23 protein-coding genes and 1 tRNA gene are annotated in these 25,470 nt (G+C 46.3%); 19 read left to right on the forward strand and 5 right to left on the reverse strand.

Annotated elements, in window-relative coordinates:
• Window positions 1-54 precede the first annotated feature (54 nt).
• The 15 genes from CAN90_RS01115 to CAN90_RS01185 all read left to right on the forward strand — a co-directional run bounded on the left by CAN90_RS01115 (window position 55) and on the right by CAN90_RS01185 (window position 18,130).
• A complete protein-coding gene (locus CAN90_RS01115; protein ID WP_085831993.1) occupies window positions 55-2,049 on the forward strand; it encodes a DHH family phosphoesterase in 1,995 nt (664 codons plus the stop codon).
• Window positions 2,050-2,149: 100 nt separating this feature from the next.
• Complete coding sequence (gene rplI, locus CAN90_RS01120) at window positions 2,150-2,602, forward strand: 50S ribosomal protein L9 (RefSeq protein ID WP_085831994.1); 453 nt, start codon at window positions 2,150-2,152, stop codon at window positions 2,600-2,602.
• Between the two features lie 36 nt (window positions 2,603-2,638).
• Window positions 2,639-4,006 (forward strand): replicative DNA helicase, encoded by a 1,368-nt coding sequence (dnaB, locus tag CAN90_RS01125; RefSeq protein ID WP_085831995.1) that lies wholly within the window; start codon window positions 2,639-2,641, stop codon window positions 4,004-4,006.
• Window positions 3,999-5,369, forward strand: a complete 1,371-nt coding sequence (gene tilS / locus CAN90_RS01130) for a tRNA lysidine(34) synthetase TilS (RefSeq protein ID WP_242953536.1) — start codon at window positions 3,999-4,001, stop codon at window positions 5,367-5,369. Before dnaB ends, tilS begins: the two co-directional genes overlap by 8 nt.
• Complete coding sequence (gene hpt / locus CAN90_RS01135; protein WP_085831996.1) at window positions 5,366-5,905, forward strand: hypoxanthine phosphoribosyltransferase; 540 nt, start codon at window positions 5,366-5,368, stop codon at window positions 5,903-5,905. The genes tilS and hpt overlap by 4 nt, the downstream gene beginning before the upstream one ends.
• Window positions 5,906-5,944: 39 nt before the next feature.
• On the forward strand, window positions 5,945-7,879 hold the full coding sequence (ftsH, locus tag CAN90_RS01140) for an ATP-dependent zinc metalloprotease FtsH (protein WP_085831997.1): 1,935 nt from the start codon (window positions 5,945-5,947) through the stop codon (window positions 7,877-7,879).
• Window positions 7,880-8,373: 494 nt separating this feature from the next.
• Window positions 8,374-10,353 carry a DNA gyrase/topoisomerase IV subunit B gene (locus CAN90_RS01145; protein WP_085831998.1) on the forward strand — a complete coding sequence of 660 codons (1,980 nt, stop codon included), beginning with the start codon at window positions 8,374-8,376 and terminating at the stop codon, window positions 10,351-10,353.
• A 12-nt stretch (window positions 10,354-10,365) separates the two neighbouring features.
• On the forward strand, window positions 10,366-12,600 hold the full coding sequence (locus CAN90_RS01150) for a DNA gyrase/topoisomerase IV subunit A (protein WP_085831999.1): 2,235 nt from the start codon (window positions 10,366-10,368) through the stop codon (window positions 12,598-12,600).
• Window positions 12,601-12,905: 305 nt separating this feature from the next.
• Window positions 12,906-13,157, forward strand: coding sequence for a preprotein translocase subunit SecG (gene secG, locus CAN90_RS01155; RefSeq protein ID WP_085832000.1), 252 nt, complete (start codon window positions 12,906-12,908; stop codon window positions 13,155-13,157).
• 60 nt (window positions 13,158-13,217) lie between these two features.
• Window positions 13,218-15,356 carry a ribonuclease R gene (gene rnr, locus CAN90_RS01160; protein WP_085832001.1) on the forward strand — a complete coding sequence of 713 codons (2,139 nt, stop codon included), beginning with the start codon at window positions 13,218-13,220 and terminating at the stop codon, window positions 15,354-15,356.
• Between the two features lie 56 nt (window positions 15,357-15,412).
• Complete coding sequence (locus tag CAN90_RS01165; RefSeq protein ID WP_085832002.1) at window positions 15,413-15,673, forward strand: hypothetical protein; 261 nt, start codon at window positions 15,413-15,415, stop codon at window positions 15,671-15,673.
• A gap of 98 nt (window positions 15,674-15,771) precedes the next feature.
• On the forward strand, window positions 15,772-16,026 hold the full coding sequence (locus tag CAN90_RS01170; RefSeq protein ID WP_085832158.1) for a pro-sigmaK processing inhibitor BofA family protein: 255 nt from the start codon (window positions 15,772-15,774) through the stop codon (window positions 16,024-16,026).
• 300 nt (window positions 16,027-16,326) lie between these two features.
• Entirely contained in the window at window positions 16,327-17,028 is a 702-nt protein-coding gene (locus CAN90_RS01175) for an AzlC family ABC transporter permease (protein WP_085832003.1), read from the forward strand.
• On the forward strand, window positions 17,025-17,357 hold the full coding sequence (locus CAN90_RS01180; RefSeq protein ID WP_085832004.1) for a branched-chain amino acid transporter permease: 333 nt from the start codon (window positions 17,025-17,027) through the stop codon (window positions 17,355-17,357). Before CAN90_RS01175 ends, CAN90_RS01180 begins: the two co-directional genes overlap by 4 nt.
• Window positions 17,358-17,389: 32 nt before the next feature.
• Window positions 17,390-18,130 carry a copper homeostasis protein CutC gene (locus CAN90_RS01185; protein ID WP_085832005.1) on the forward strand — a complete coding sequence of 247 codons (741 nt, stop codon included), beginning with the start codon at window positions 17,390-17,392 and terminating at the stop codon, window positions 18,128-18,130.
• Window position 18,131: 1 nt separating this feature from the next.
• Here the strand turns inward: CAN90_RS01185 and CAN90_RS01190 are convergent, their stop codons facing one another.
• Both CAN90_RS01190 and CAN90_RS01195 read right to left on the reverse strand, forming a co-directional pair.
• A complete protein-coding gene (locus tag CAN90_RS01190) occupies window positions 18,132-18,731 on the reverse strand; it encodes a DUF4364 family protein (protein ID WP_085832006.1) in 600 nt (199 codons plus the stop codon).
• 67 nt (window positions 18,732-18,798) lie between these two features.
• Window positions 18,799-19,212 (reverse strand): helix-turn-helix domain-containing protein, encoded by a 414-nt coding sequence (locus CAN90_RS01195; RefSeq protein WP_085832007.1) that lies wholly within the window; start codon window positions 19,210-19,212, stop codon window positions 18,799-18,801.
• 216 nt (window positions 19,213-19,428) lie between these two features.
• Here CAN90_RS01195 and CAN90_RS01200 point away from each other — a divergent pair.
• Both CAN90_RS01200 and CAN90_RS01205 read left to right on the forward strand, forming a co-directional pair.
• Window positions 19,429-19,503, forward strand: a tRNA-Thr gene (locus CAN90_RS01200).
• 105 nt (window positions 19,504-19,608) lie between these two features.
• A complete protein-coding gene (locus tag CAN90_RS01205; RefSeq protein ID WP_085832008.1) occupies window positions 19,609-19,905 on the forward strand; it encodes a 50S ribosomal protein L7/L12 in 297 nt (98 codons plus the stop codon).
• A gap of 204 nt (window positions 19,906-20,109) precedes the next feature.
• Here the strand turns inward: CAN90_RS01205 and CAN90_RS01210 are convergent, their stop codons facing one another.
• The 3 genes from CAN90_RS01210 to pdxR all read right to left on the reverse strand — a co-directional run bounded on the left by CAN90_RS01210 (window position 20,110) and on the right by pdxR (window position 22,942).
• The gene (locus tag CAN90_RS01210) at window positions 20,110-20,763 is read right to left on the reverse strand and encodes a pentapeptide repeat-containing protein (protein ID WP_085832009.1); all 654 of its coding nucleotides are present in this window, start codon (window positions 20,761-20,763) and stop codon (window positions 20,110-20,112) included.
• Window positions 20,764-20,965: 202 nt separating this feature from the next.
• Window positions 20,966-21,439 carry a pyridoxamine 5'-phosphate oxidase family protein gene (locus CAN90_RS01215; RefSeq protein ID WP_085832010.1) on the reverse strand — a complete coding sequence of 158 codons (474 nt, stop codon included), beginning with the start codon at window positions 21,437-21,439 and terminating at the stop codon, window positions 20,966-20,968.
• A 96-nt stretch (window positions 21,440-21,535) separates the two neighbouring features.
• Window positions 21,536-22,942 carry a MocR-like pyridoxine biosynthesis transcription factor PdxR gene (gene pdxR, locus CAN90_RS01220; RefSeq protein WP_085832011.1) on the reverse strand — a complete coding sequence of 469 codons (1,407 nt, stop codon included), beginning with the start codon at window positions 22,940-22,942 and terminating at the stop codon, window positions 21,536-21,538.
• 134 nt (window positions 22,943-23,076) lie between these two features.
• On the opposite strand from pdxR, the gene CAN90_RS01225 reads away from it, so the two are divergent.
• Both CAN90_RS01225 and larA read left to right on the forward strand, forming a co-directional pair.
• Entirely contained in the window at window positions 23,077-23,436 is a 360-nt protein-coding gene (locus CAN90_RS01225; RefSeq protein ID WP_085832012.1) for a YbaN family protein, read from the forward strand.
• A 473-nt stretch (window positions 23,437-23,909) separates the two neighbouring features.
• Entirely contained in the window at window positions 23,910-25,184 is a 1,275-nt protein-coding gene (larA, locus tag CAN90_RS01230; RefSeq protein WP_085832159.1) for a nickel-dependent lactate racemase, read from the forward strand.
• Window positions 25,185-25,470: the final 286 nt, after the last annotated feature.

The following is a 25,470-nucleotide window of genomic DNA, read 5'->3' on the forward strand; positions in this document are numbered from 1 at the left end:
GGGAGGAATGGGAGAATTTGTTCAAGTAAAACTGCAATAAAAGGAGAAATTAGATTGAAGCGGAAAATATGGGCTACCTCACCCGTGTTTTATGGCATCGCTGCTGTGATGCTGCTGATGGCACTGCTCAGTAGATTCTGGGATGCCCGAATTTTCTATGCAGAAGTGGTTTTGGCTGTTCTAGCCTTTGCCGCAGTTGCTATGGCAAATCACCATTTTAAGCTTTATGTGGGTACGGCTGTGAAAAGTGCGGAAAAAATTCTTTCTGCCTCCGACTACCGTGCGTTGCATGAGTTTTCCATACCGGCAGTGCTGGTAGGGAAAATGGGCGATGTAATTTGGTACAACAACCGCTTTTCCGGCGAGGTTAGCTCTGGTTTTGACTGCCGCGGCGAAAATGTGGCTCGTTTTCTTTCTCCCCATACGCTTGAGCAAGCGGTAGGCGGGGAAGGTATTGACACACAAGTGGGAGACCACCAGTATACAGTGTATTCCATGTCTACAAGAAATGGCTATGTGCTGTACTTTGTAGATAATACATACTACAAAGAAATCAGCCGAAAATACAGCGACCAAAAACCGGTAGTGGCGTTGGTTTTGTTTGATAACCGCGAAGAATTGATTCGCGACAGTGCCAGCAGTGAAGATGCACGCATTTCTGCCGCGGTAGAAGAGGTGCTTCGAGGGTGGACAAAGGATACCGGTAGCTTTTTAGAGCGTTTAGCCGGCGGCCGGTATTTGATTATGACGGATGAAGCGCACATTCGTGAGGATGTAAAGAAGCGCTTTGAGGTCATTGATGCGGTTCGCACCGTAAAAAGTGCTGATAACCGGAGTGCTACCATTTCCATTGGTGTAGGTCGCGGCGCTGCTAATTTTGCAGAGGGTGAGCTTTGGGCGCGTCAGGCGCTCGATATGGCACTCGGACGTGGTGGCGACCAGGTTGCGGTGAAGCAGGAGGATGGTACCTATGAGTTCTTCGGCGGCCTTTCAAAGGGCGTAGAAAAACGCGATAAGGTGCGTACCCGTGTTATTGCGGCGACGCTCAGTGACCATATAAAGGAATGCGACACCGTATTCATTATGGGTCATAAGTATTCCGATTTGGATGCAATCGGTGCAGCAGTCGGCATGTGGAGCGCGGTTCACAAGGGCCTGAACAAAAAGGCATTTATAGTTGTGAACCGAGGGCAAAGCATGGCGGTTCCCATTATTGAGAGCATGGAACAGTCTCTGCCAGAGGAAAAAATATTTATTACGCCGGATGCAGCACTCGATCTGGTTACACAAAAGAGCCTAGTCATTGTGGTAGACACCCATTCACAGGATTTTGTGGAGAGTGAAGAGCTGCTTCGCCAAACCTCCAAAATTGTTGTTATCGATCATCATCGTATGATGGTAAAGCATATCAGCAACGCAATTGTGTTCTACCATGAGCCTTATGCAAGCTCCGCGGCGGAGCTGGTAACCGAGCTTGTGCAGTATATTAGCGAAAAGTCTCTTTCCCGTGTGGAAGCGGAAGCACTTTTGGCGGGCATTATGCTCGACACAAAGAATTTTGTACTGAAAACTGGAGTACGAACCTTTGAAGCGGCAGCTTACCTGCGGCGCAGAGGTGCCGACACAGTAGAGGTAAAGCGGCTATTCTCGAATACGATTGATACCTACAAAGCGAAGTACCAAATGGTATCTTCTGCTGAAATTTATAACAACTGCGCCATTGTAAGCGCAGACGAAGAAACGCCAGACATTCGCGTTGCGGCGGCCCAGGCCGCGGATGAATTACTCTCCATTCAAGGAGTAAACGCATCGTTTGTCATTTATCCTACGCCCGGTGGTGTGCAGATTTCTGCCCGCTCACTGGGAGATGTAAACGTGCAGGTGATTATGGAAGTTATGGGCGGCGGTGGCCACCTCACTATGGCGGCAGTGCAAATGAAGAACACAACGCTTCAACAGGCGCGAGACACCTTAATTTCCGTCATCAATAACAACCTTGCAAAGGCAAGCAAGCTCAATTTGCCGGCGCAGGGTGGTGCTAAAAGTTAATTCGTATTCAAGCTTTGTGCCCGCTTAACAATTTGAAAAGCGATATTCCATTGGGAATCGGCTGAAAGCGAAGGATTATAGAAAAACGGAGGAATGTTTCATGAAAGTTGTTTTGCTGCAGGACGTAAAGGGAAACGGTAAAAAGGGTGAGCTTGTGGAAGTATCCGACGGCTACGCCAGAAACTTTCTTTTGCCCAGAAAGCTTGCTAAAGAGGCAAACGCACAGGCAATGAATGAACTGAAAAATGCGGAAGAAGCCAAAGAGTTCCGCCTAAAAACCGAACTGGAAAATGCGCAGAAAACTGCGCAGACGATTGAAGGCAAAAGCGTAAAGCTTACCGCAACGGCGGGCCAAGGTGGCAAGCTGTTTGGTTCGGTAACCGCAAAAGAAATTGCTGAAGCATTAAAACAGCAGTACGGTGTGAATGTGGACAAGCGTAAAATTGAAATGCCTGGCGACATTAAGGCATTTGGAACATATGAGTGCGAAATTCGCTTGCACCAGAGTGTTACCGCCAAGGTATTCGCTGTGGTTGGCGAAAAGGCGGAATAAGTACCGCACAGAATAAGACTGTCAGGAGGATTCGGGATGGATCGTGAAAATCTGACAATTGGATACGATGGGATGGACCTGCCGTTCAGCCCTGAAGCAGAGCAATCTGTTTTAGGTGCCGTTCTGCTCGATTCCACCTGTCTTGACCGGGTCGCGGAATTCCTTCCGCGTCCCGATTATTTTCATCAGGTAAATCATTCTTTGATTTACGGAGTCATGCTCGAGATGTTCACGCTCGGCCAGCCCGTCGATTTTGTTACGGTGCTCGAACGCCTCAAAGAAACTCCCCGTTTTGATGAATCCGCAGGCAAATCGTATTTGATGCAGCTGGCGCAAATGGTTCCCTCCATTTCAAATGTTGAAACCTATGCGAAGATTGTTCGCGATAAATACGACGTTCGTTCGCTTATTCAAACGGCGCGTGGTATTCTGGATGATGCGCGTGAGAATGGGGCAGATGCTTCTTCCTTGCTCGATTCCGCAGAACAGCGCATATTTGACATTCGACGTGGTAAAAATATGCAAGGGCTCCAACGTGTGAACGAGATTATTCTTGACACGTTTGACCGTCTCGATTTACTCAACGGCCCGGATAAAGACATGTATCAGGGCATTTCAACGGGTATTAAGGGGCTGGATGATACCATCACCGGTCTGAATCGTTCCGACCTTTTGATTTTGGCTGCTCGACCCGGTATGGGTAAAACCAGCTTTGCGCTGAATATCGCTCGCCATGCAGCGGTAGTTGCGAATAAAAAAGTTGCTTTCTTCTCGCTTGAAATGAGCAAGGAGCAGCTTGCGTCGCGTTTGCTCTCAACAGAAGCGCTTGTTGGCGGAACCAAGCTGCGTACTGGCCAGCTCAGCGAAGGGGAATGGATGCGCCTGATTGAAGCGGGAGACATTCTCTCTCACGCGCAGATGTATTTTGACGACAGCTCCGGCATTACCGTACCGGAGATGAAAGCCAAGGTACGCCGCCTGAAAGACGTTGACATGATTGTGATTGACTACTTGCAGCTCATGAACAGCTCACGCCGCATTGATAACCGTGTGCAGGAAATCTCTGAGATTACCCGTAACCTAAAAATTATGGCAAAAGAGTTAAATGTTCCGGTTTTAACGCTGTCGCAGTTGGCGCGTGCCAGTGAAAAGCGTACCGAGCACCGTCCGGTACTCTCCGACCTACGTGATTCCGGTTCTATTGAGCAGGATGCAGACGTTGTTCTGTTCTTGTACCGTGAAGATTACTACCAAGGCCCCGGTGCACCGGATGAGGATGCGGACCGCAACAGCGGCGAGTGTATTGTTGCAAAAAACCGCCATGGCGAACTAAAAACCGTTCCTCTGCATTGGCAGGGCGAGTTTATGCGATTTACTTCTCAGGAGGTTGTACGCAGTGAATAAGGAGAATGGTGTTCCGGCAGAGGAGCGAATCCGACAGACGGTCAAACGCTATTCGATGCTGACCGGCGCGGAGCGCGTGGTGGCTGGTTTTTCCGGCGGCGCGGATTCCATGGCGCTGGTCCATTTTTTATGGCAGAGCGGGATTCCCTTGCTCGCCGCGCACGTAAACCACGGCCTGCGGGGAAACGAATCGGATGCAGACGAGGCATTTGTGCGCCAGTTCTGTAAGGAATACAAAATCCCATTGCAAGTAAAACGTGTGGATGTGGCGGCGCAGGCGGCGGAGCACGGTGAGGGATTGGAAGAGGCTGGGCGGCGCATACGCTATGCTTTTTTTCAGTCCATTTGTAGGCCGGGAGATAAAATCGCCACGGCACACACACTGTCCGACCAAACCGAGACTGTTCTACTGCACTTAACTCGTGGCACAGGTACCAAGGGATTATGTGGCATTCCGCCGGTACGTGGTAACATCATTCGTCCTTTAATTGGTATTACCAGGGCGCAGGTTGAGGAATATTGCGAGCATTATTCTTTGCGGTATGTGACGGATAAAAGCAATTTTAGCCGGGAATATGCCCGTAACCGTGTCCGGCTCGATATTATTCCTGCTCTAAAACAGCTCAACCCCTCCTTTGAGCAGGCGGTGGAGCGAATGACCCATTTGCTGACTGAGGATGAAGCATGCCTTTCGCAGCTTGCCTCACAGGCGGTTGCAAAGTCCCGCTCGGGTGACGGCTGGCAAATGGAACCACTCGTCGGTTTACCTCGGCCGGTTTTGTCGCGTGCTTTGCGGCAAATTGTGCAGCAAGCTGGTCTAAACTCTCTCAGCCGGGAGCGTACAGAGGCCGCCGCGCGGCTTCTACATTCGGGCTCTGGTAAAATCGATGCAGGCGGCGGGTATTATTTTGTACTGGGCGGTGGCCTATTACGTGTTGTTTTGCCTGAAAAATACGAAATTGGCTGGTGCACCCCCTTGCAGGTGCCGAAAACCTTGACACCGACGGGCAGAGAGGTCATAATAAGAACACTAACCCGCGCAGAATACGAAAATATGGCTTTAAAATTTCATAATTTGTTATTTCATAACGCGCTGGATTATGATACAATAAAGAATAATTCCATTTTAAGAGGCCGCCGGCCGGGTGATTCCTTTTCGCCGCAAGGCCGTGGCGTTACCAAAAGCCTGAAAAAGCTGATGAATGAGGAGAAAATCCAAGTTTTTCGCAGGGATGGGCTTTTGCTGCTGGAGAACAACGGGCAGATTCTTTGGGTTGAATCCATCGGCGTTGCCGAGCAGGCCCGCGTTCAGCCAGGTACCAAACAAATCGCATACATTAGCGTTAAGGAGTGCAATTCATGACCAACGATATCAAAGAGGTTCTATTCAGCGAAGAAAAACTGGCGGAAATTGTCCGCGATCTGGGCAAGCGCATCAGCGAGGATTATAAGGGAAAAAATCTTTTGATGGTAAGCGTGCTGAAAGGTTCCTTTATTTTTATGGCAGATTTGACCCGCGCTATCGACATTCCCTGCCGTATCGACTTTATGTCGGTTTCAAGCTACGGTTCTGGGACAAGGTCTTCCGGCGTTGTTAAAATTACAAAGGATTTGGATTTGCCGCTTGCAGGCTACGACCTGCTGGTTGTAGAAGATATTTTGGACAGCGGCGTAACACTGAGCTACATACTGGAGCTTTTACAGCCGCGTGGCCCGAAGAGTATTAAAATTTGTACTCTGTTTGACAAGCCCGAGCGCCGCACCGCACAAATTACTGCAGATTATATTGGCACCAGGGTTCCAGATGAATTTATTGTTGGTTATGGTCTTGATTATGATGAAACCTACCGGAATCTTCCTTATGTGGGAATTTTAAAGCCCCACATATACGGAGGCTAAGTTCCGGATATTGCATAAAAGGAGAGGAGTGAACTCATTTTGGATAATAAAAAAAATCTGCGGAATCTAATCATTTATTTAGGCGCCCCAATCCTGATTATTATTATCATGGCCAGCATCTATGGCAATGTAAAGCCGCAGAAAGCCCATAAATATTCCGAAATAGTCGGCTACTTTAAAGCGCAGCAGGTCACCGATTACTCCATGGACTTGGGTAGCGGTGAAATGCAGATTTCGCTCAAAGACAACACAAAGGTAACGTATACCGCACCAAACGTGGGAATCATGTACGAAGAGATTCGCCCGTATATTGAGCAGTATAACGAGGCTAACCCGGCCAAAAACATGGAGTACGACTTAAAGCGCCCGGCGGAGACCTCTTGGCTTGCAAGCCTGATACCGACCATTCTGCTTCTGGCAGGTATGCTTGTTTTCTGGTGGTTCATGATGAAGCGCCTGAATACCAGCATGGGTGACGCAGGCAAGCAAATGAACTTTGGCAAGGCCAAAGTAAAGCAAATGGCAGACGAAAAGCGCAAAACAACCTTTGCTGACGTAGCAGGTGCTGACGAAGAGAAGGAAGAGCTGCGCGAAATCGTTGAATTCCTAAAAAACCCCAAAAAATATAATGAGCTGGGCGCACGTATCCCTAAGGGCGTACTGCTTGTGGGCCCTCCCGGTACCGGTAAAACCCTTTTGGCTCGCGCTGTGGCGGGCGAAGCGGGGGTTCCGTTCTTCTCTATTTCCGGTTCCGATTTCGTAGAGATGTTTGTTGGTGTGGGTGCTTCGCGTGTTCGCGATTTGTTTGACCAAGCGAAGAAAAACTCTCCCTGCATTATCTTTATTGATGAAATTGATGCGGTAGGTCGCCAGCGCGGTGCCGGTCTAGGCGGCGGGCATGATGAGCGCGAGCAGACCCTAAACCAGTTGCTTGTTGAGATGGACGGTTTCGGTGCAAACGAAGGCGTTATCATGATTGCCGCAACCAACCGCCCTGACATTCTAGACCCCGCACTCATGCGTCCCGGTCGTTTTGACCGCCAGGTAATGGTTGGTTACCCTGACATTAAGGGTCGTGAAGAGATTCTGAAGGTACACGCAAGGGGCAAGCCCATTGCGCCAGATGTAAGCCTGAAGACCATTGCAAAATCCACTGCCGGGTTTACCGGTGCAGACCTTGAAAACCTGCTCAATGAAGCGGCGCTTCTTTCCGCAAGAAAGAACCTGCGTGCCATTACCATGGAAGAAATCGAGGAGGCAACCATTAAGGTGGTTGTGGGTACCGAGAAGAAGAGCCGTGTGATGACAGAAAAAGAGAAGACCCTTACTGCCTACCATGAGGGCGGGCATGCGGTCGTAACCTATTTCTGCTCCACGCAAGACCCCGTTCACCAAATCTCAATTATTCCCCGCGGTATGGCGGGTGGTTATACCATGCAGCTTCCCTCTGAGGATCGTTCCTACAAATGCAAAAAGGAAATGCTCGAGGATTTGATGGTGCTCATGGGTGGCCGTGTAGCGGAATCGCTTGTGCTGGATGATATTTCTACCGGTGCATCGAACGATATTGAGCGTGCCACAAAAACAGCACGTGCCATGATTACCAAATACGGCATGAGCGACATGCTGGGAACGGTAGCGTATGGCTCCGACAGTAGCGAGCCCTTCCTAGGCCGTGATATGGGTCATGTGCGTAACTATTCCGAAAGCACCGCGGCTGCAATCGATGGTGAGATTAAAGACATTCTAACCAACGCTTACGATAAAGCGGCTAAGATTCTGTCTGACCATATGGATAAGCTGCACATGGTTGCAAAATATCTGTATCAGAACGAGAAGATGAGCGGTGAGGATTTCCAGAAGTTGATGAGTGGTGCTGCATTACCAGGTGCTACGGATCAAGTACCGGTGCTTGAAACAAGCGAAGAGCGTACTCTGGCAGATTCAAAACCGGAAGACGAAACAGCTGAATGATTGATTGAAAAGGGGAAATGTTATATTTCCCCCTTTCCTTGTCCGAAAAAAACAGGCCTTTGAGCGTTGCGCAACTGCAAATCATGCTGTTTTGCAAACGGCGTTGGCTGCATCTGCAAGGTAGAATCCTGTCGAATAGGACTCCTTTGCTGCGTGTGCCGCTCTGTTGTTGCAGTTCTCAATAGGTCTTTTTTCTTTGCAGTTTTGTTGTAAATCCAGTTGGGCGGCGCATACTGCCCGTCTTCGACAGAAAGCGGCGGTCACCATTGTTTATAATCTAAAATGGTTACCGTATGAAAAGGAACAAAGAACTGTTGTACGGTCGTTTTCCGGGAAATAATTGCACTTACGGTAAGTTTGGCAGCAATCATTTTTTCTGCACATAAGAAAATAGAAGCATATTTTACATGTACAATGGTATACCACGGGTGTTGCCCGGGAAGAATTCAAAATGCCAGAGCCCCATTTGTGGGGCTGGAGGCAGGAGGGAAGCTATGGCTAAAAAGACGGCATATGGAAACGACAGCATCTCGTCACTTAAGGGTGCCGACCGTGTGCGCCGCCGCCCGGCGGTTATATTCGGTTCGGACGGTATTGAGGGCTGCGAGCATTCCATTTTTGAAATATTATCAAACTCAATTGATGAGGCAAGAGAGGGCTTTGGCCACGAAATTACAATTACGTGCTTCCGTGACCATTCGGTAGAGGTGGAAGACCACGGGCGAGGAATCCCCGTGGATTATAATCCCAAAGAAGAACGCTTTAACTGGGAGCTTGTTTTTTGCGAGCTGTACGCGGGCGGTAAATACAACAACGATTCGGACGAAAGCTATGAGTATTCGCTGGGTCTCAATGGCCTGGGCCTTTGCTCCACGCAGTATGCCGCTGAGTATATGGATGTTGACATTCGCCGCGACGGTACACGCTATACGCTGCACTTTGAACATGGCGAGAACGTAGGCGGCTTGCAAAAGGATGTATACAGCAAGAAGGATACGGGTACCAAAATCCGCTGGAGGCCTGATTTGCAGGTATTTACGGATATTGCCGTACCGCAGGAATATTATCTCGATATGATTCGCCGCCAGGCAATCGTAAATGAGGGGATTCGTTTTCTGCTTCGCTATGAAACGGATTCCGGCTTTGAAACGACGGAGTTTTGCTACCAGGAAGGTATTCTGGACCATGTTCGCGAGCTGGCCGGAGAGGACGCTCTTACCTCCGTGCAGAGCTGGCAGGCAGAGCGCCGCGTGCGTGACCGTGCGGACAAGCCGGAATATAAGACAAAAATCAATGTAGCACTTGCGTTTTCAAACCGTGTGCGTGCAACCGAGTATTACCATAACTCCAGCTGGCTGGAGCATGGCGGTGCACCGGATAAAGCGGTGCGCAGTGCCTTTGTTGCGCAAATTGATGCGTATTTAAAGCAAACCAGTAAATACAATAAAAATGAGAGTAAAATTACTTACACCGATGTAGAGGACTGCTTAATTCTGGTCATCTCCTCCTTCTCAAACCGAACCTCTTACGAGAACCAGACCAAAAAAGCAATCACCAATAAGGGTATTCAGGAAGCAATGACCGAGCTTCTGCGGCATCACTTGGAGGTTTTCTTCCTGGAAAACCCCGTGGAGGCTGAAAAGGTTGCGGCGCAGGTGCTCATTAATAAGCGCAGCCGTGAGGATGCGGAAAAAACTCGCCTAAACCTGAAAAAGAAGCTTACCTCCACCATGGATGTCACCAACCGTGTTGCAAAATTTGTAGATTGCCGCAGCCGAAAAACAGAAGAACGTGAAATCTTCATCGTGGAGGGAGACTCCGCTTTGGGCGCCTGTAAGCAGGCCCGCGACCCCGATTTTCAGGCGATTATGCCAATCCGTGGTAAAATATTGAATTGCTTGAAAGCGGATTACGACCGTATCTTCAAAAGTGATATTATTACCGATTTAATTAAAGTGCTGGGCTGTGGTGTTGAAGTAAAATCGAAAGCAAATAAAGATTTATCTTCGTTTGATTTATCGCTGCTGCGTTGGAACAAAATCATTTTATGTACAGATGCGGACGTAGACGGCTTTCAGATTCGTACCCTGCTGCTTACCATGCTCTATCGCCTTACTCCTACGCTAATTGAGGAGGGCAAGGTGTTCATCGCAGAATCACCGCTTTTTGAGATTACCGCAAAGGACCAAACTTATTTTGCTTACACCGAGCAAGAAAAAGCAAAGATATTGCAGCGCTTGGAGGGCACAAAATATGTGATTCAACGCTCCAAGGGTTTGGGTGAAAATGAACCGGATATGATGAACTTAACTACAATGAATCCCGCTACGCGGCGGCTGATTCAGGTAATGCCCGAAGATGCGGGCAGAACGGCAGAGGTATTTGACCTGCTTTTGGGGGATAACCTAATGGGGCGAAAAGATTTTATTGCCCGAAGCGGCCACGATTACCTGGATGCTGCCGACGTAAGCTAAGGGGGGAATAAATTGGCACACAGAAAAAAAGAAGCGAATACAGCGCCCCCCAAGGGTAAGGGTGTAATTGAAGGCGCAGGGCTTGTGGTAACACAGCCCATTACGGCAACTCTGGAAAAAAACTATATGCCCTATGCAATGAGCGTTATTATGTCGCGCGCTATCCCCGAGATTGACGGCTTTAAGCCATCGCACCGAAAGATATTATACACAATGTATAAAATGGGGCTTCTTACAGGCTCCAGAACGAAAAGTGCGAATATTGTTGGACAAACCATGAAGCTGAATCCGCATGGTGATGCCGCTATTTACGAAACGATGGTGCGCCTAAGTCGCGGATATGAGGCACTTTTGCACGCTTATGTCGATTCCAAGGGGAATTTCGGTAAATTCTATTCGCGAGATATGGCTTGGGCGGCATCCCGTTATACCGAGGCAAAGCTCGACAATATCTGCCAAGAGCTTTTTCGCGATATTGATCGAGATACAGTCGATTTTGTAGACAACTACGACAATACCATGAAAGAACCAACTTTGCTGCCGGCGGCATTTCCATCGATTTTGGTGAATGCAAATACCGGTATTGCAGTTGGCATGGCAAGTAATATTTGTCCGTTCAACTTGGCGGAGGTTTGCCAAACTACCATTGGCCTGATTCGTGACCCGGAGTTTGATATTGCATCCACACTGCAGGCTCCGGATTTCCCCAGTGGCGGGCAGGTGGTTTATGATCGAGCTGCAATGGAAGAGATTTACCGTACTGGCCGTGGCGGCGTGAAAATTCGCTGCCGCTATTCGTACGATAAATCGGCAAATTGCATTGATGTTACGCAGATTCCACCCACCACTACGATTGAAGCAATTGTAGAAAAGGTAGTCGATTTGGTGCGCCAAGGTAAGCTCAAAGAGATTTCGGACATTCGAGACGAAACCGGCTTGAGCGGCCTGAAAATTACCATCGATTTAAAGCGTGGGGTTGACCCGGAGCGGCTCATGCAGCGTCTATTTAAAATGACCCCGCTGGAAGACAGCTTCTCCTGTAACTTTAACGTATTAATCAGCGGTGTCCCCCAAGTAATGGGTGTGCGTAATCTACTTCTTGAGTGGGTTGCCTTCCGTGTAGAATGTGTGCGCCGTCGCACTCATTTTGATTTGCGTAAGAAAAAAGAAAAGCTGCTCCTGCTGCGCGGCCTGCAGGCCATTTTACTGGATATTGATAAGGCGATTCGAATTGTACGTGAAACGGAAGAAGAAGCCGAGGTTGTAACCAACCTGATGATTGGCTTTGGGATTGACGAAATTCAGGCGGAATATGTAGCTGAAATTAAGCTGAGGCACTTAAACCGTGAATATATCTTAAAGCGTACACAAGAAACCAGTGAGCTAGAAAAAGAAATCATTCATTTACAGGAATTGATGGAAAGCCGTGCAAAGCTTCAGGGTGTGATTGTTGCCGAGCTCAAAGAGGTAGAGAAAAAATACGGTCAGCCACGCCATACGCAGCTTGTGTATGCCTCTGATTTAGAGGAGTATGTTCCCGAGCAGGAGATTGATGATTACCCGGTACATCTTTTCTTTACCCGAGCGGGCTATTTTAAAAAGATTACACCGCAGTCTCTGCGCATGAGCGGCGAGCAAAAGCTCAAAGAGGGGGATGCGGTAACGCAAACAGAGGAAGGCTCCAATGCTTGCGACCTGCTGTTCTTTACCGACCGCAGCCAGGTTTATAAAATGCGTACGGCAGATTTAAGTGATGGCAAAGCCAGTGTACTGGGCGAATACATTCCAGCAAAGGCAGGGATGGATGACGGCGAGAATGCCATTTTCATGGTGCCAACCAACAATTATCAAGGCTACATGCTATTCTTGTTTGAAAACGGAAAGGCGGCTAAAGTTGAACTTTCTGCCTACGCGACCAAGACCAACCGCCGTAAGCTAGTTGGAGCGTATAGCGATAAATCTCCCCTTGTGGCAATCATGTACCTCAAAGAAGACCGCGATATTCTACTCACAGGCACCAATGGGCGCTTGCTTCTGGTTCATACCGGTGCGATTGCGGACAAAGCTACTCGTACCACGCAAGGTGTATTTGTCATGACATTTACGGCGGCAAAGCACCACCTGCAAAGTGTAGAGCCTTATGTAGAGGGAATGCTAGAAACACCGGACCGCTACCGTAAAAATGTTCCCTCAACCGGTGCTGTACCGAGCCAGGCAGATGCAATGCGAGGTCAAATGTCCTTATAAAAAAGAGAATCGCCGCACGGAATGCCAATAGCAAACCGGCGGCGGTTCCGGCAATTGAAAATGCAAACGCACGCGAAACTCTCAATTGCTTGTTCTTACTATGTCCCTATTATCCGTAAGTTATGTACGGCTTTTTTTGGAAGAAAAAGTAAAAGCGAATCTTTTTTTGATTCGTGTTTTTAGGATGGTTCGAAGGCTGGCAGGGAATGTGTGGATGTCCTAGAATATTTTGAAAAAAGATTGCTAAACAAAAATCTTTGTGGTATCATAATCACAAGTGTTTATTGTACGTTCGGAGGTACGCTATGACTGGACTTGAAATTTTCTTTGGAGTAGTTTTGCTGTTATTCTCCATCGCTATTATAGTGATTATCCTTCTGCAGGAAGGCCAGCAGCAAAATTTAGGCGCAATAACTGGCGGCGCAGATACATTTTTGTCTAAAAACAAAGCACGTTCCATCGATGCGTTTTTGTCACGCTGGACAAAAGTGATAGCGGTAGGCTTTTTCGTAATGGTAATTGCCATAAATGCGATTATGTTCTTCGCCGGGAAATAAGAATGCAGCCGAAAAGCTCCGCTGAAAAGCGGGGCTTTTTTTTGAAAGGAAAGGGGAAACATGTTAAAAAAGAAGGAAAAAACACCGGCTGAATCCATTTTAAAAGCGCTTTCGAAGCTTCGTCATGCCATATCCTCAAAAGAGCTTCTTAAGAAAACAGGAATTAAAGACAAGAATGTCTTTTACGATACCCTCCACCAAATGCAGGAGAGCGGCGATATTTACGTGAATAAGCGGCATCAGGTATTTGGCAGAGTCGGTAAAACCAACCTTACGGGTACTGTTTTATCACTCTCAGAGGGCTTTGCGTTCATTCGCCCAGAGAGTGGTGGCGAAGATTTGTATGTATCCAGCGACCGCCTAAAGGGTGCAATTGTTGGTGATACCGTACTGTTGAAAAACGTAACGGAAACGGCTCGTGGCAAAAAAGCAGAAGTTGCCTCTGTTACAAAACGGCGTCAGCGGATTACCACCGGAACAGTGCGTAAATCGTACAGTGGGTTTGAAATTGTACCAGATGTTGCAATTCGTTATAATCTGCCCACCCCAAAGGTGGATTTAAAGGGAGCTCGCCCCGGTGATAAGGTTCAGGTAGAATTGGTTCGTGTACCACGGCGTGAAAAACTGTCTGCCCGCGTAGTGAAAATATACGGCACGGCAGAAAGCGCAAAGATTTGTGCGGATGCGATTATAGACCAGAATGGCATTGCTACGGTATTCCCGGATGCGGTACTCGACGAGGCCGCACGTGCGGCACAGCAGCCAATCACACAGGAAGAAATCAATAACAGGCTTGATTTGCGTGAGGAAATGATTTGCACTATTGATGGTGCGGATGCCAAAGACCTCGATGATGCAATCAGCGTACGCCGTACCGAGCGCGGCTTTGAATTGGGCGTGCATATCGCAGACGTTTCTCACTATGTTGTGGAAGACAGTGCAATTGATGAAGAGGCCTTCCAGCGTGGCACCTCGGTTTACTTTGCAGACCGAGTGATTCCTATGCTGCCTAAAGAGCTCTCAAATGGTGCCTGTTCTTTGAATGCAGGCGAAGACAAGCTCACGTTCTCCGCTCTCATCCGTTTGGACGAAACCGGTGGGATTGTTAGCTATCGTTTTCAAAAGACAGTGATTCACTCCAAGGTGCGCGGTGTGTATTCTGAGGTGAACCGCATTTATAGCGGTGAAGCAGAACAACCCTTGCTAGACAAATACGCCCCCGTTTTAGATTCACTCAGTGCGGCAAGAGAACTGGCAAAAATACTAGAGAACCGTTCCCGCCAAAAAGGTTCTATGGATTTTGACAGTGGAGAATCAATGTTTATACTCGATAAAAACGGTGTGTGCATTGATATAAAACCTCGTGTACAGGGTGAAGCGGAAAAAGTAATTGAACAGTTAATGATTACCGCCAATCAGGCGGCGGCAAAGCTTGCAAAAGAAGAACAGCTTCCTTTTGTGTACCGCATTCATGAAAACCCAGATCCCGAGCGCATTAAGGCGCTTGTGAGCTTAGCGGCGGCACTTGGGTTTTCAACCCAGCGTCTTCGTTCCGAAAAGCCATCCCCTGCCGATTTTTCAGAACTGCTGGATCAGGTAAGGGGAACACCTGCAGAGCAGGTAGTCTCTCACCAAGTACTGCGTACCATGGAAAAAGCAAAATATTCTACGGAGCCGATTGGTCATTTCGGCTTATCGCTAGCCGATTATTGCCACTTTACTTCACCAATTCGCCGTTACCCCGACCTGGCAATTCACCGGATTTTGTCACAGTCGAAAACCTTAGGGCAAATTGAATTGTCCCTCCGATTTGCGTCGTTTGCGGCGGCTGCGGCATCTGAATCCTCAAAGAGTGAGGTTCGCGCCATGACTGCTGAGCGCAGTGCGGAAGATTGCTATAAAGCAGAGTTTATGAAAGCGCATATTGGCGAAGAGTTTAATGGGGTTGTAAGCGGTGTTACACAGCGCGGTGTATTTGTAAGGCTTGAGAGCAGCGTAGAGGGCTTTGTGCCCATTGGCGCATTCCCTAACGCGAACTACAAGTTCGACGGCGTCGTAACACAGGTAGACGAGCGCACCGGTAACCGCATTACCATTGGAACGCCAATGAGAATCGTGGTTGCAGCGTCCGATATTCCCACTGGTCGTATTGATTTTATGCCTGCGGGACAAGAAATAAATTCCAACCAAACGGTATAAATTGGGTATAAAAGTCCAACATATTAGCATATGATAAACCGAAAGGCGGAGCTAATATGGAAACTGTACTCAAGATGATCCAGCAGACGGTAAAGCCGATGGAGGCAGTAAGGCAGGATTCTGGAATTTTACAAGAGTTGAGGGAAGTTTCAAGGCTGATGGCCTGCAATGAAAGATGGTTTCAAATGGAGTGCAATGAAGACTTGATTGATGCCTGTGTGCACCAACGCATTGAGCTTCTGGCGCGTTATCGTCATCTATTGCAGGAGGCAAAACGGCAGGGAATTTCAGCTTCTCCTTTTTCAAATTTGGAATAAACCCGGCGGTCATCCACCGCCTGGTTTTGCTTTTTCGCTGAGCATAGCTCAATGAAAAGCAGGAACGCAAAGAAAAAGGAGGCGGTCTGGTGCCAAGCATGACGACCATTTTGGTAGCAGTAGGTATCTTTTTACTCCTCGCGGCGCTTCAAGCGCTGTTGGGCTCCAGGCGACCAATGCAGCGTGCGGCAGGCGGTATTATTATCGGTGTTGGCACGTTGGCAGTGGTGAATCTTACCGGGTTATTTACGGGAGTAAGTATTCCGGTTAGTTTGTTCAGTCTCGGTGTTTCCGCCGCAGGCGGAATACCGGGGGTTACACTGCTGCTTTTGCTAAACCTTATATTTCTATAAAAGACCGGCGGTTGGGGATTCCCACCGCTGGTTTTTTTATGTAATCTATTGGGAGTAAATTGTTTAAAATGTAAACATCATCTTATTTGATTCTCTTTATATTGCCTTTCAAATAGCTTTTGTAAGAGTAGAAAAAATAATGAGAACGTTACCTTAAATTCACATAAAAAGTAAAAATGTATGTGAATGCTTTTCCCGGTGTTGCCTTGTTATTATTCCAAAAGTTATGGTATAATTGTGAAAAATAGATTGGCGAATAAAGCGAGCAAAGGTCGCTTTTTCTCTTTGGGAGGGCTACGATTGAAGGAAAAGCGGCATCTTTTGCGAGAAGCGTTTACGCATACTGTGCCGGTTATGACCGGTTATCTTTTTCTAGGCTTTGCATTTGGTGTGTTTTTGCAGAGCAAGGGCTATGGGCTACCGTGGGCGCTGCTCATGAGTGTGTTTATCTACGCTGGCTCCATGCAGTTTGTTACGGTTGATTTATTAGCGGGAGCGGCTTCTCTAGTGAGTGCAGCAATTATGACTTTTATGGTAAATGCAAGGCATTTATTTTACGGAATCGCAATGCTCAGTGAGTTCCGTGAAATGGGTCGTAAAAAACCATATCTCATTTTTTCACTTACCGACGAAACATTTTCTCTGTTCTGCGGGCTCAAAGAGCCGCCAGGGCCAGACAGAAAGCGCTTGCTATTTTACATAGCCATACTGGATCAAATGTACTGGGTGCTTGGCAGTGTGGCAGGTTCGGTGTTTGGATCCATCTGGCACATTCCCTCCAAGGGGATAGATTTTGTGATGACTGCGCTGTTCACGGTTATCTTCCTTGAGCGTTGGAAAACCGAGGAAGACCACACAGCGTCTATTCTAGGAATTATAATATCGCTCGTTTGCCTGTTGGTGTTTGGCTCCTCCGGCTTTGTTATTCCGGCCATGCTCTCCATTGCCGCGGTTTTCTTACTGCTGCGTGGCAGGCTGGAAAAGAAGGAGGGTGCACAATGACAGCAATTCATGGGCTGCTTTTGGTAGGGGTGGTTGCGGTAGTTACGCTACTCACTCGTTCTGCACCGTTTTTGCTTTTTCCGGCTGACCAGGGTACACCCGGGTGGGTGATTTATTTGGGCAGGGTGCTTCCATCCGCAGTGATCGGTATGCTGATTATTTACTGCCTGCGTGGGGCAACCCCTCTTTCGTTCCCCTATGGCATTCCAGAGGGGGCTGCACTGCTTACGGTGGTTCTGTTGCACTTGTGGAAGCGCAACACCCTGCTGAGCATTGCGGGCGGAACAGTTTTGTATATGGTATTGGTGCAGCTTGTGTTCACAACATAATAAAATGGTCGTTATTCTGTAGGAGGGAACGTATGAAAGCGGTTTTGGAAGTATGCGTTGATACAGTGGACTCTGCATTTGAGGCACAGCGTGCCGGAGCGGATCGGCTTCTTCTCTGCTCCGGGCTCCAGCTTGGCGGAATTACACCAAATATTAATTTCTTCTATGAGGTACGCAATCGGCTGGATTTGCCAATCTCTGTTTTGGTGAGGCCGCATTTTGGTGACTACTGCTGTTCCCCAGCGGAGTTTGAAATGATGAAGGATGATATTGCTCTGTATCGGGATGCAGGTGCAGACGCCGTTCAAACCGGAATACTTCTGCCCGATGGCTCTCTGGATGTACTTCGAATGGATGAGCTAATCGTTCAAGCAAAAGATATGAAGATGGTATTAGGCCGTGCGTTTGACGAGTGCCGCGAACCGGAAGAAGCCTTTCAGCGGGCGAGGATGATGGGCTTTGGTGGCCTTGTCACCTCCGGCCAGTGCCGCCGCAGCTATGATGGCCGTAGCCTAATAGCACGCTTACTCCTCAATGCAAATGATATGGAGATTGTGGTAGCGGGCGACATGGAGCCGCAGGAATTTGCGGCGTTCCGGCGGGTTACAGCGGCATCTGTTTATCAAGGTGCTTGGCTTAAAAAGACAGAGAGTGCAATGCAGTACCGTAAAAAACAACGCTGTGAGCAACCGACAAGTGCACAGGACTACATGGTTTGGCAAACAGATACACAAAAAATCGCCGCCATGCGCGCAGCAATGGACGGCGAGTAATTTATTCTTTTGGCTGTTTTTTCATACCCATTTCAGTGAGTGTTTCAGCCATCATCTTTTGGTCTTTGGTAACCGCTGCTAGCATAGCGCGGTAGATAATATCTGGGTCTTGTTGAAAATTGAGCTTAACCAGATTCGCCTGCTGTAAATCAGGAACGTAAAGCGAGAGCGACATAAGCTCCATATCGCCGCCAGAAATATGGCAGTTTACCTGGTAGCCGTTATTTGTGTGGGTAATTTCTACGGCGTTTTCTTCTTCCCGCTTCATGCGGGATAAAAGCTGGAGCGCCGCGGTAAGGGTACGCTGGCGAACTGCTGTCGGAATAGTGGCATCCAGCTGGTTTGCAATGACCCGAGCTGATTCCCCGGGAGTGCAGAGCCCGTTTTTTATTACAATGCTGCCTTTGTCGATTAAATCGGAAAGCGCAGTCGTAATTTCAAAATAATTGGCCAGCCCGTTCTCCTGCAAAATGTCGATAATATCTTCTTTGCGGAACGGTGAATCTACGCTGACCAGAAGGTAACAAATTAAAATGCGGATTTCCTTGGTGTTTCTCAGGCCGCCCGGCTCAATTCCCGCGGCAAATGCGTCAAATTTCATGCGGCACCTCCGGCAATCAATAATCTACTAATTTAGTATATCATGAAAAGAGAAAATCCGCAAAGGCTCAGTCCAATTCTTTCTTATTATTTTTGCTGAGTATTTCGCTCGCTTTTCGAAGCAGTTCTTCCTTTTGCGTGGAGGAACAGGCACGAAAAAATGCTATGAGCTGCAATTCATCTTTTTTCAAATCGTAAATGTGGCTGTTATTGTCTGTAATTCGTTTTGCGCTCACTTTCCCCCAGGATGAAGAATCATTGAGCATGAGAGATAAATCCTCCTGCCCCAATAGCTCCGGTAAGCTGATGCAAAACACCTGAGACAGTAGGATAAGTGACGAAATGTCTGGTGTTGTTTTACCCGATTCATAGTAGGAGTAGGTGGAACGATCAATATTGAGCACATTTGCAAGGTGTTGCTGCGTGTAACCGCACTTTTCCCTGAAAATCCGCAAGTTTTTACCAATGGTACTCAGTGACATAGTATCACTCTTTCTTGGGAGCTTAATATATTAATTATATGTTATCCCAGAATTAAACATATAGTTATGTGATTTTCTTTCACTTATTCAAGACAAGGAATTTTTATTTTTTCGATAATAGAATACAGAAGTGCATGGAATAAAAAACTGAGCAAGTCCACTTGACGAACTCGTTTCTTTTTTGTATACTATATTGGCTGAATAAAAGAATAATATGCTGGTGTGGCTCAATGGCAGAGCAGCTCATTCGTAATGAGCAGGTTGTCGGTTCGATTCCGACCACCAGCTCCATAATGAATTAAGCTGAAGCAGATACAATTTTGTAACTGCTTCAGCTTAATTTTTATGCTACAATGAGAGAAATCAACTAGAATTAACCTTAGGAGGGCACAGGGCGTGGAATATTCAGCCGTTGCGTTAGTATTCATTGCCGGATTATTGGCTTATAACGAAATTTCGGCCTTAAAGAAAGTGATTGCGAGCCAAGAAAAGCGACTCAATCAATTAGCGAAGCTGACAGGCCATGAGGATTTATCTTCCCACTGGGTATCTGATGAAATAAAAGAGCAGATTATTCAGCTAAAGCGGGACGGTAAAAATGTGGAAGCCGTTAAAAAGGTTCGTGAGCACACGCAAATGGATTTACTTGAAGCAAAACAATATGTAGATAATTTGAATGAAGAGATAGAATGAAATATCCTCTTTTCTTATTTATATGTATTCTATGAACTATGAGCGTATTTAAAACATTTATACTACAAAGAAAAACCATGTGAACGTTAGCGTTCACATGGTTTAATTTTTTATAGTTAAGTTATCAATACTAATTGAAACAATGTATGTTGTAAAAAAGTCTAAAATTCAGGAATGACTAATGGTAGGAGCAACTAAGACAGGCTATACTTTAACAACAATACCCCAAAGGCGGATTAAATCCGCTGCCTGGAGCATATTGATTTTCGCTCCTTTTAACTCAATTGGAGGGGAGGACACAGTGGGTGCGGCCAAATCGCTGTCTGTAAAGTCAATGTTCGCCAGTAACGTTTTATAAAAGTTGTTCTTTAAGAATTTGGATTTACTCGCTTCAAAATTCTTTAGCTTAGCTTCCGCCATGGATGATTCGGTGAAATCAACTTCTTCAAACAGAACATCTGTCAATTTACTCCTGTCAAAGCAAGCGTATTGCAGGTTGGTATCTTTAAAAACAGTCTTCTTTATCACCGTTTCGCTCATATCCAATCCCATACATTTACAAGAAACAAAGATGCACCTCTCAAAATAGGCATCCGTAAATTCGGTGTTCGAGAAGTCGCAGGATTGAAATATAACATCAGTAAAACTGGCTTTTTGGAACTTACAGGCATGAAAGGTACAATTATCAAAAACACTCTCTTTAATTTCGATACTGTAAAAATCTTCGCCTTGAATAACGGTCTCATTGCTTTTTATTGCGGAAATGGGCAGCTCGGACTCAAGAAACTCTTTCGCATAAGCAGAAAAGTTATTTGTTCGTATAAACTCCTCGGGTAACTGCGGGCTAGCTTTATTCATAGTAATCACCTTTTTATGTTTACTTCTAAAGCTTAATACTAGCACCAATACAATGCGTCGTCAATTGGGTGTGTATACTTCTTAAGGCGAAACAACTAACTCGGCCCCCGCGTAATAGATAATCAAAACGTAATTTAACGATTACTAAAGCTACAAGAATAATTGAAGCAGCTCCCAATGAATATTTCGGGGAGCTGCTTTTTTAGTCGTAATATTTTCCGGTTATTTCCGTAATATCAATTTGTATTACGGCGGTGCCTTTTACCATGTTTGCGGGTAATTGGCGGTCGGCTAGGTGGGGGGTGTACTTCTTTACTATCTTTTTTAACACCATTTCTTTTTTATCAATGTCCTTTACAAGTGTGGCGCTGCCAGAGATGATTACGCTTTCATACTTGGTGTTGGTGTCGCAGGGCTTTTCGTTTGGGTCTAATAAAAGCTGGTCCATCTCATAAGCGCAAAAGCAAACTCTTGGGTCGTTTGTAAGATTGCTAATCTTCTGCCCCTTGGGTAAGCCGTGTGCATAGAGTGTGTTTTGCTCATAAACAAAGTGCATGGGCGTTACATAGGGTGTACCGTCAGGATTTATTGTAGCTAAGCTGCCGGTTTGGGTGTGTTCTAGCAAGCTGCAAATAAGCTCATCTGTTAAAGGGTGGGTTTTCATGCGGTATTGCATGGTTACTTCCTCCTTGTACAATTCTCTTTTAACCTGATTGTACAATAAAACCGGCTCTTGCTAAAGAGCCGGTTTCTTAATATTTTTAGGATACAGTTAATCAAACCAAGCCCGAGCCAAAAGCTTCACAGCGTTGGGAATATCATTCTCAGAAATCATGCCATAGCCTAAGATTACGCAATTTTTTTTATAGTTCTGCGCATTGAGCCAAAACGGAGAAACCGGGCATACTTTTACTTGCTGCTCCAAAGCTTGTTCAATGAGTACGGATTCCTGCTGCCCCTCCAAAAACTCCAGCATCAAATGCAGCCCAGCCTGTTGCCCATGGATATTCACTCGATTGCCCATGTAAGCCTCCAGTGCCTGCAATAAAATATCGTGCTTTTTCTTGTGAGCCAGGCAGATTTTTCGGTTGTGCTTTTCCCAATGCCCGTCGGCAATCAGGCGAGCCATCACAATTTGTTCCATGAGCGGAACGGTACATTGGTACCCGGAAAACCGTTCCTCGTATTTTGGCAGCAGCCATTTTGGGAGAATTATGTATGCCATGCGCAGTCCGGGGGATAGAGATTTTGAAAAAGTTCCAATATAAACAACCCGCCCATCGGTATCAATGGATTGCAGGGAGGGAATAGGCCTGCCGTGGTAGCGAAACTCGCTGTCGTAATCATCTTCTATTAAAATGGCATCGTGCTCCTTTGCCCAGTTTAAAAGTTGAATTCTTTTGTGTATCGGCAATACAACTCCGGTTGGGAACTGGTGAGAGGGCGTAATGTGCACCATTCTGGCAGAAGAGGAAGTGAGGTCTGCAAGGCAAATGCCATCATGATGAACTGGGACTGGCAGAATCTCATATCCATTGCTACGAAACACAATACTGGCACCGTTGTAGCAGGGTTCTTCCATGGCGACCTGTTTGTTTTCGTACGGGCGCAGTTGAATGAGGATTTCCAGCGCGGATTGTGTGCCGCTGCATAGAATGATTTGGTCGGCTTCGCAGTTGACACCCCGGCTGTGGTACAAATAGTCTTTTAGCTGCACCCGTAGGCTAAAATCTCCTTTTCCATCACCATAGCTCTGAATTTTTTGCAGGTCGGTACTGCCAAGCAAATCGTTTGTATACTTTCTCCAAAGCTTATCTGGAAATGCGTTGGCACTCAAGCTTCCGTACTGGAAGCTGTAGCGAATCGTTACTTTGTCTTCATCAGGAGCGGTTACGGCATTTTGCTGGCGCCTGGGCAGCTCTACTCTTTGGTTCAGGTTAAATTGAAGGCTGTTTACAACATAACCAGAGCTTGGTTGGTTCGTAAGGTAGCCTTCCAGCACGAGCTGTGCGTAAGCACTCTCTACGGTATTTCTTCCAATTTGCAGCTCCTTTGCCAAAGCTCTTGTTGAGGTAATTCTTTTGCCCTCAACAAGGCTGCCGTTTAGTATGTCGGCACGGATTTGCTCGTATATCTGCTGGTAGATTGGCTGTGCGCTGGCGGGATTAATTTGCAGCATGTTATAACTCCTGTTTACAGATTATTAGTCACTCAAACTGTATCCTATAAAATCAACAAGATTGGATATATACACTGTACCACTTTGCCGCTATACTGTCTATAACAGGTAAAGAAAGAGTAGAGGACGTTTGATTGAAAACACTTCATTTTGTAATTGGTATTTTGATGCTTATTTTGGGCGCCTTGGGTGCTGTATTGCCGGTGCTGCCAACCACTCCATTTGTTTTGGCTTCCACTTATTGCTTTGCGCGCAGCTCTCCCAAATTCCATTCTTATATTGTAAATAATCGGTTTTACCAAAAGCATCTTGCAAAGTCGGTAGAAAGCAAAAGCATGACCAGAAGAACAAAGGTCTCTATTTTAGCCTTTTCTTCCGTTTGCATTATGAGTGTTTTCTTTTCAACGGTGAGTGTTGCTTTGCGAATCTTTTTGCTAGTCGTTCTGTGTGTTCAATACCTTGTATTTATCTTTTATATTAAAACAAGCCCATAAACAAACCCTCTATAAAAAAGGGAAAAGGAGAAAGGAAGTGCTTCCTTTCTCCTTTTCCTATTCAATTGGAAATAAACCAATTGAAGATTGCAATACTGACGGGCGGAAATCAAACGTAGTTTGAAAAACTCGTGCTGCCTTCTCGACCATATAGAAAGAGAATGGTTTGAAAACATTGTTTTTGTCGTATTAATAAGCAGTTTTTGAATTTGGTTCTACCAATATAGGTTTGGCGTTTGTCTTTTTCATAAGAACCTGTTTTTACTCTAATTTTAAATTATTCTGTAAAAACATAGGTAAATAGCAATTTGATGCTAAATGAATTTAATGCAAATAGAAAAAATAATTTAAAATAATAATAAAAATGAATAAAAAAGCATTGTTTTTATTCGTTTTTATGGTAAAGTAAAGGTGAGTAACGGTATTTTGGAGTGACCAATTTTAAAGAAGAATTTATAAAGTGGGGTGTTTTTGTGTCTGTTTTAATCCCTTTTGGCACATCTCAAATAGAGCTTCGTTCAGACCTTAGCGAAGCTGAAATTCTGGAATCTCATATTGGGGAATTGAAAGCTGCCAATACGGAGGATGGTTTGGTATTGGCTGCGATGGCAAATCCCATTGATTCTCCCAAGCTGAGGGAGCTTGCTGTAGGTAAAAAGACCTGCACCATAATCATAAGCGACCATACGCGACCGGTACCGAGTAAGCATATTATCCCCTTCATGCTAAAGGAGCTGCGGGAGGGTAGCCCTGATATAGACATAACTCTGTTGGTTGCAACGGGATTTCACCGCCCAACGGATAAGCGAGAGCTTGTCACAAAGCTGGGAGAAGATATTGTTGAGAATGAGACGATAGTCATTCATGACAGCCGCGATGCAGAGAGTAATGTGAATATTGGCACTTTGCCCTCTGGTGCTGCTTGCGTCATTGATAAGCTGGCGGTGCAAACAGACCTGCTCATTGCGGAGGGATTTATTGAGCCACATTTCTTCGCTGGTTTTTCGGGCGGAAGAAAGAGTGTACTGCCGGGCGTGTGCGATCAGGTAACGGTGCTGGGCAATCATTGCTCGAAGTTTATAGATTCCCCTTATGCGCGAACCGGTGTGCTGGACGGTAACCCGCTTCATAAAGATATGCTTGCCGCATGTGAGTTTGCAAAGCTGGCTTATATTGTAAATGTGATTATTGATGAAGAGAAGCGTGTGGTTGCGGCGTTTGCCGGCAATGCCATTACCGCCCACCGCAAGGGGTGTGAGCTTCTACTAAATTATTGCCAGGTAAAGCCGGAAAAGCGGGGCGATATTGTCATCTCCAGCAACGGGGGCTATCCGCTTGACCAAAACATTTACCAAAGCGTAAAGGGCCTTACTGCCGCTGAAGCTGCCGCTGCACCGGAGGCAGTATTAATCATGGTTAGCTCATGCAGTGATGGTCATGGTGGAGATAGCTTCTACCGCGCTTTACGAGACTGCGAGTCTACTCAGAAGTTAACCGAGCAAATATTAAACACCCCGCAGGATCAAACTCTGCCCGACCAATGGGAGTTCCAGATTCTATGCCGAGTGCTGAATAAACACAAAGTGATTTATGTGACAGACCCCGCTCAAAAGCAGATTGTAGAGGATATGAAAATTATGTGGGCACCGGATGTGGATGCCGCTCTGCAAAAGGCGAGAGAAATCAAGGGGGAGAATGCCCACCTAGTCGTCATCCCCAATGGTATTTCGGTTATGGTTCGGGAATAAAAGAGAACTATGTAAATGTAGTTTTAAAAGATGCTTTCACGAGATGTGGAAGCATCTTTTTTGTTTTACCGATTCAGTAAGATATAAAAGCGAAAATAGAAATCAATAGAATCTAATGAGATAAGTCTGGTAAAATTCAGCAAAAAAAGCATATCATAATCATGAAAGAGTTAGAAAACAAGAAGATTTATACAATTTGTTAGATAGAATAATCTTCCATTTTTCGTCAAAAACCAACAGAAAAATGAGAATAATTTTCTTGTCAAACTACGGAAAATATGATAGC

Origin of the sequence: Clostridium merdae, from assembly GCF_900176635.1 — a bacterium.
In the GTDB taxonomy this organism is placed as follows: Bacteria; Bacillota; Clostridia; order Oscillospirales; family Acutalibacteraceae; genus Faecalispora; species Faecalispora merdae.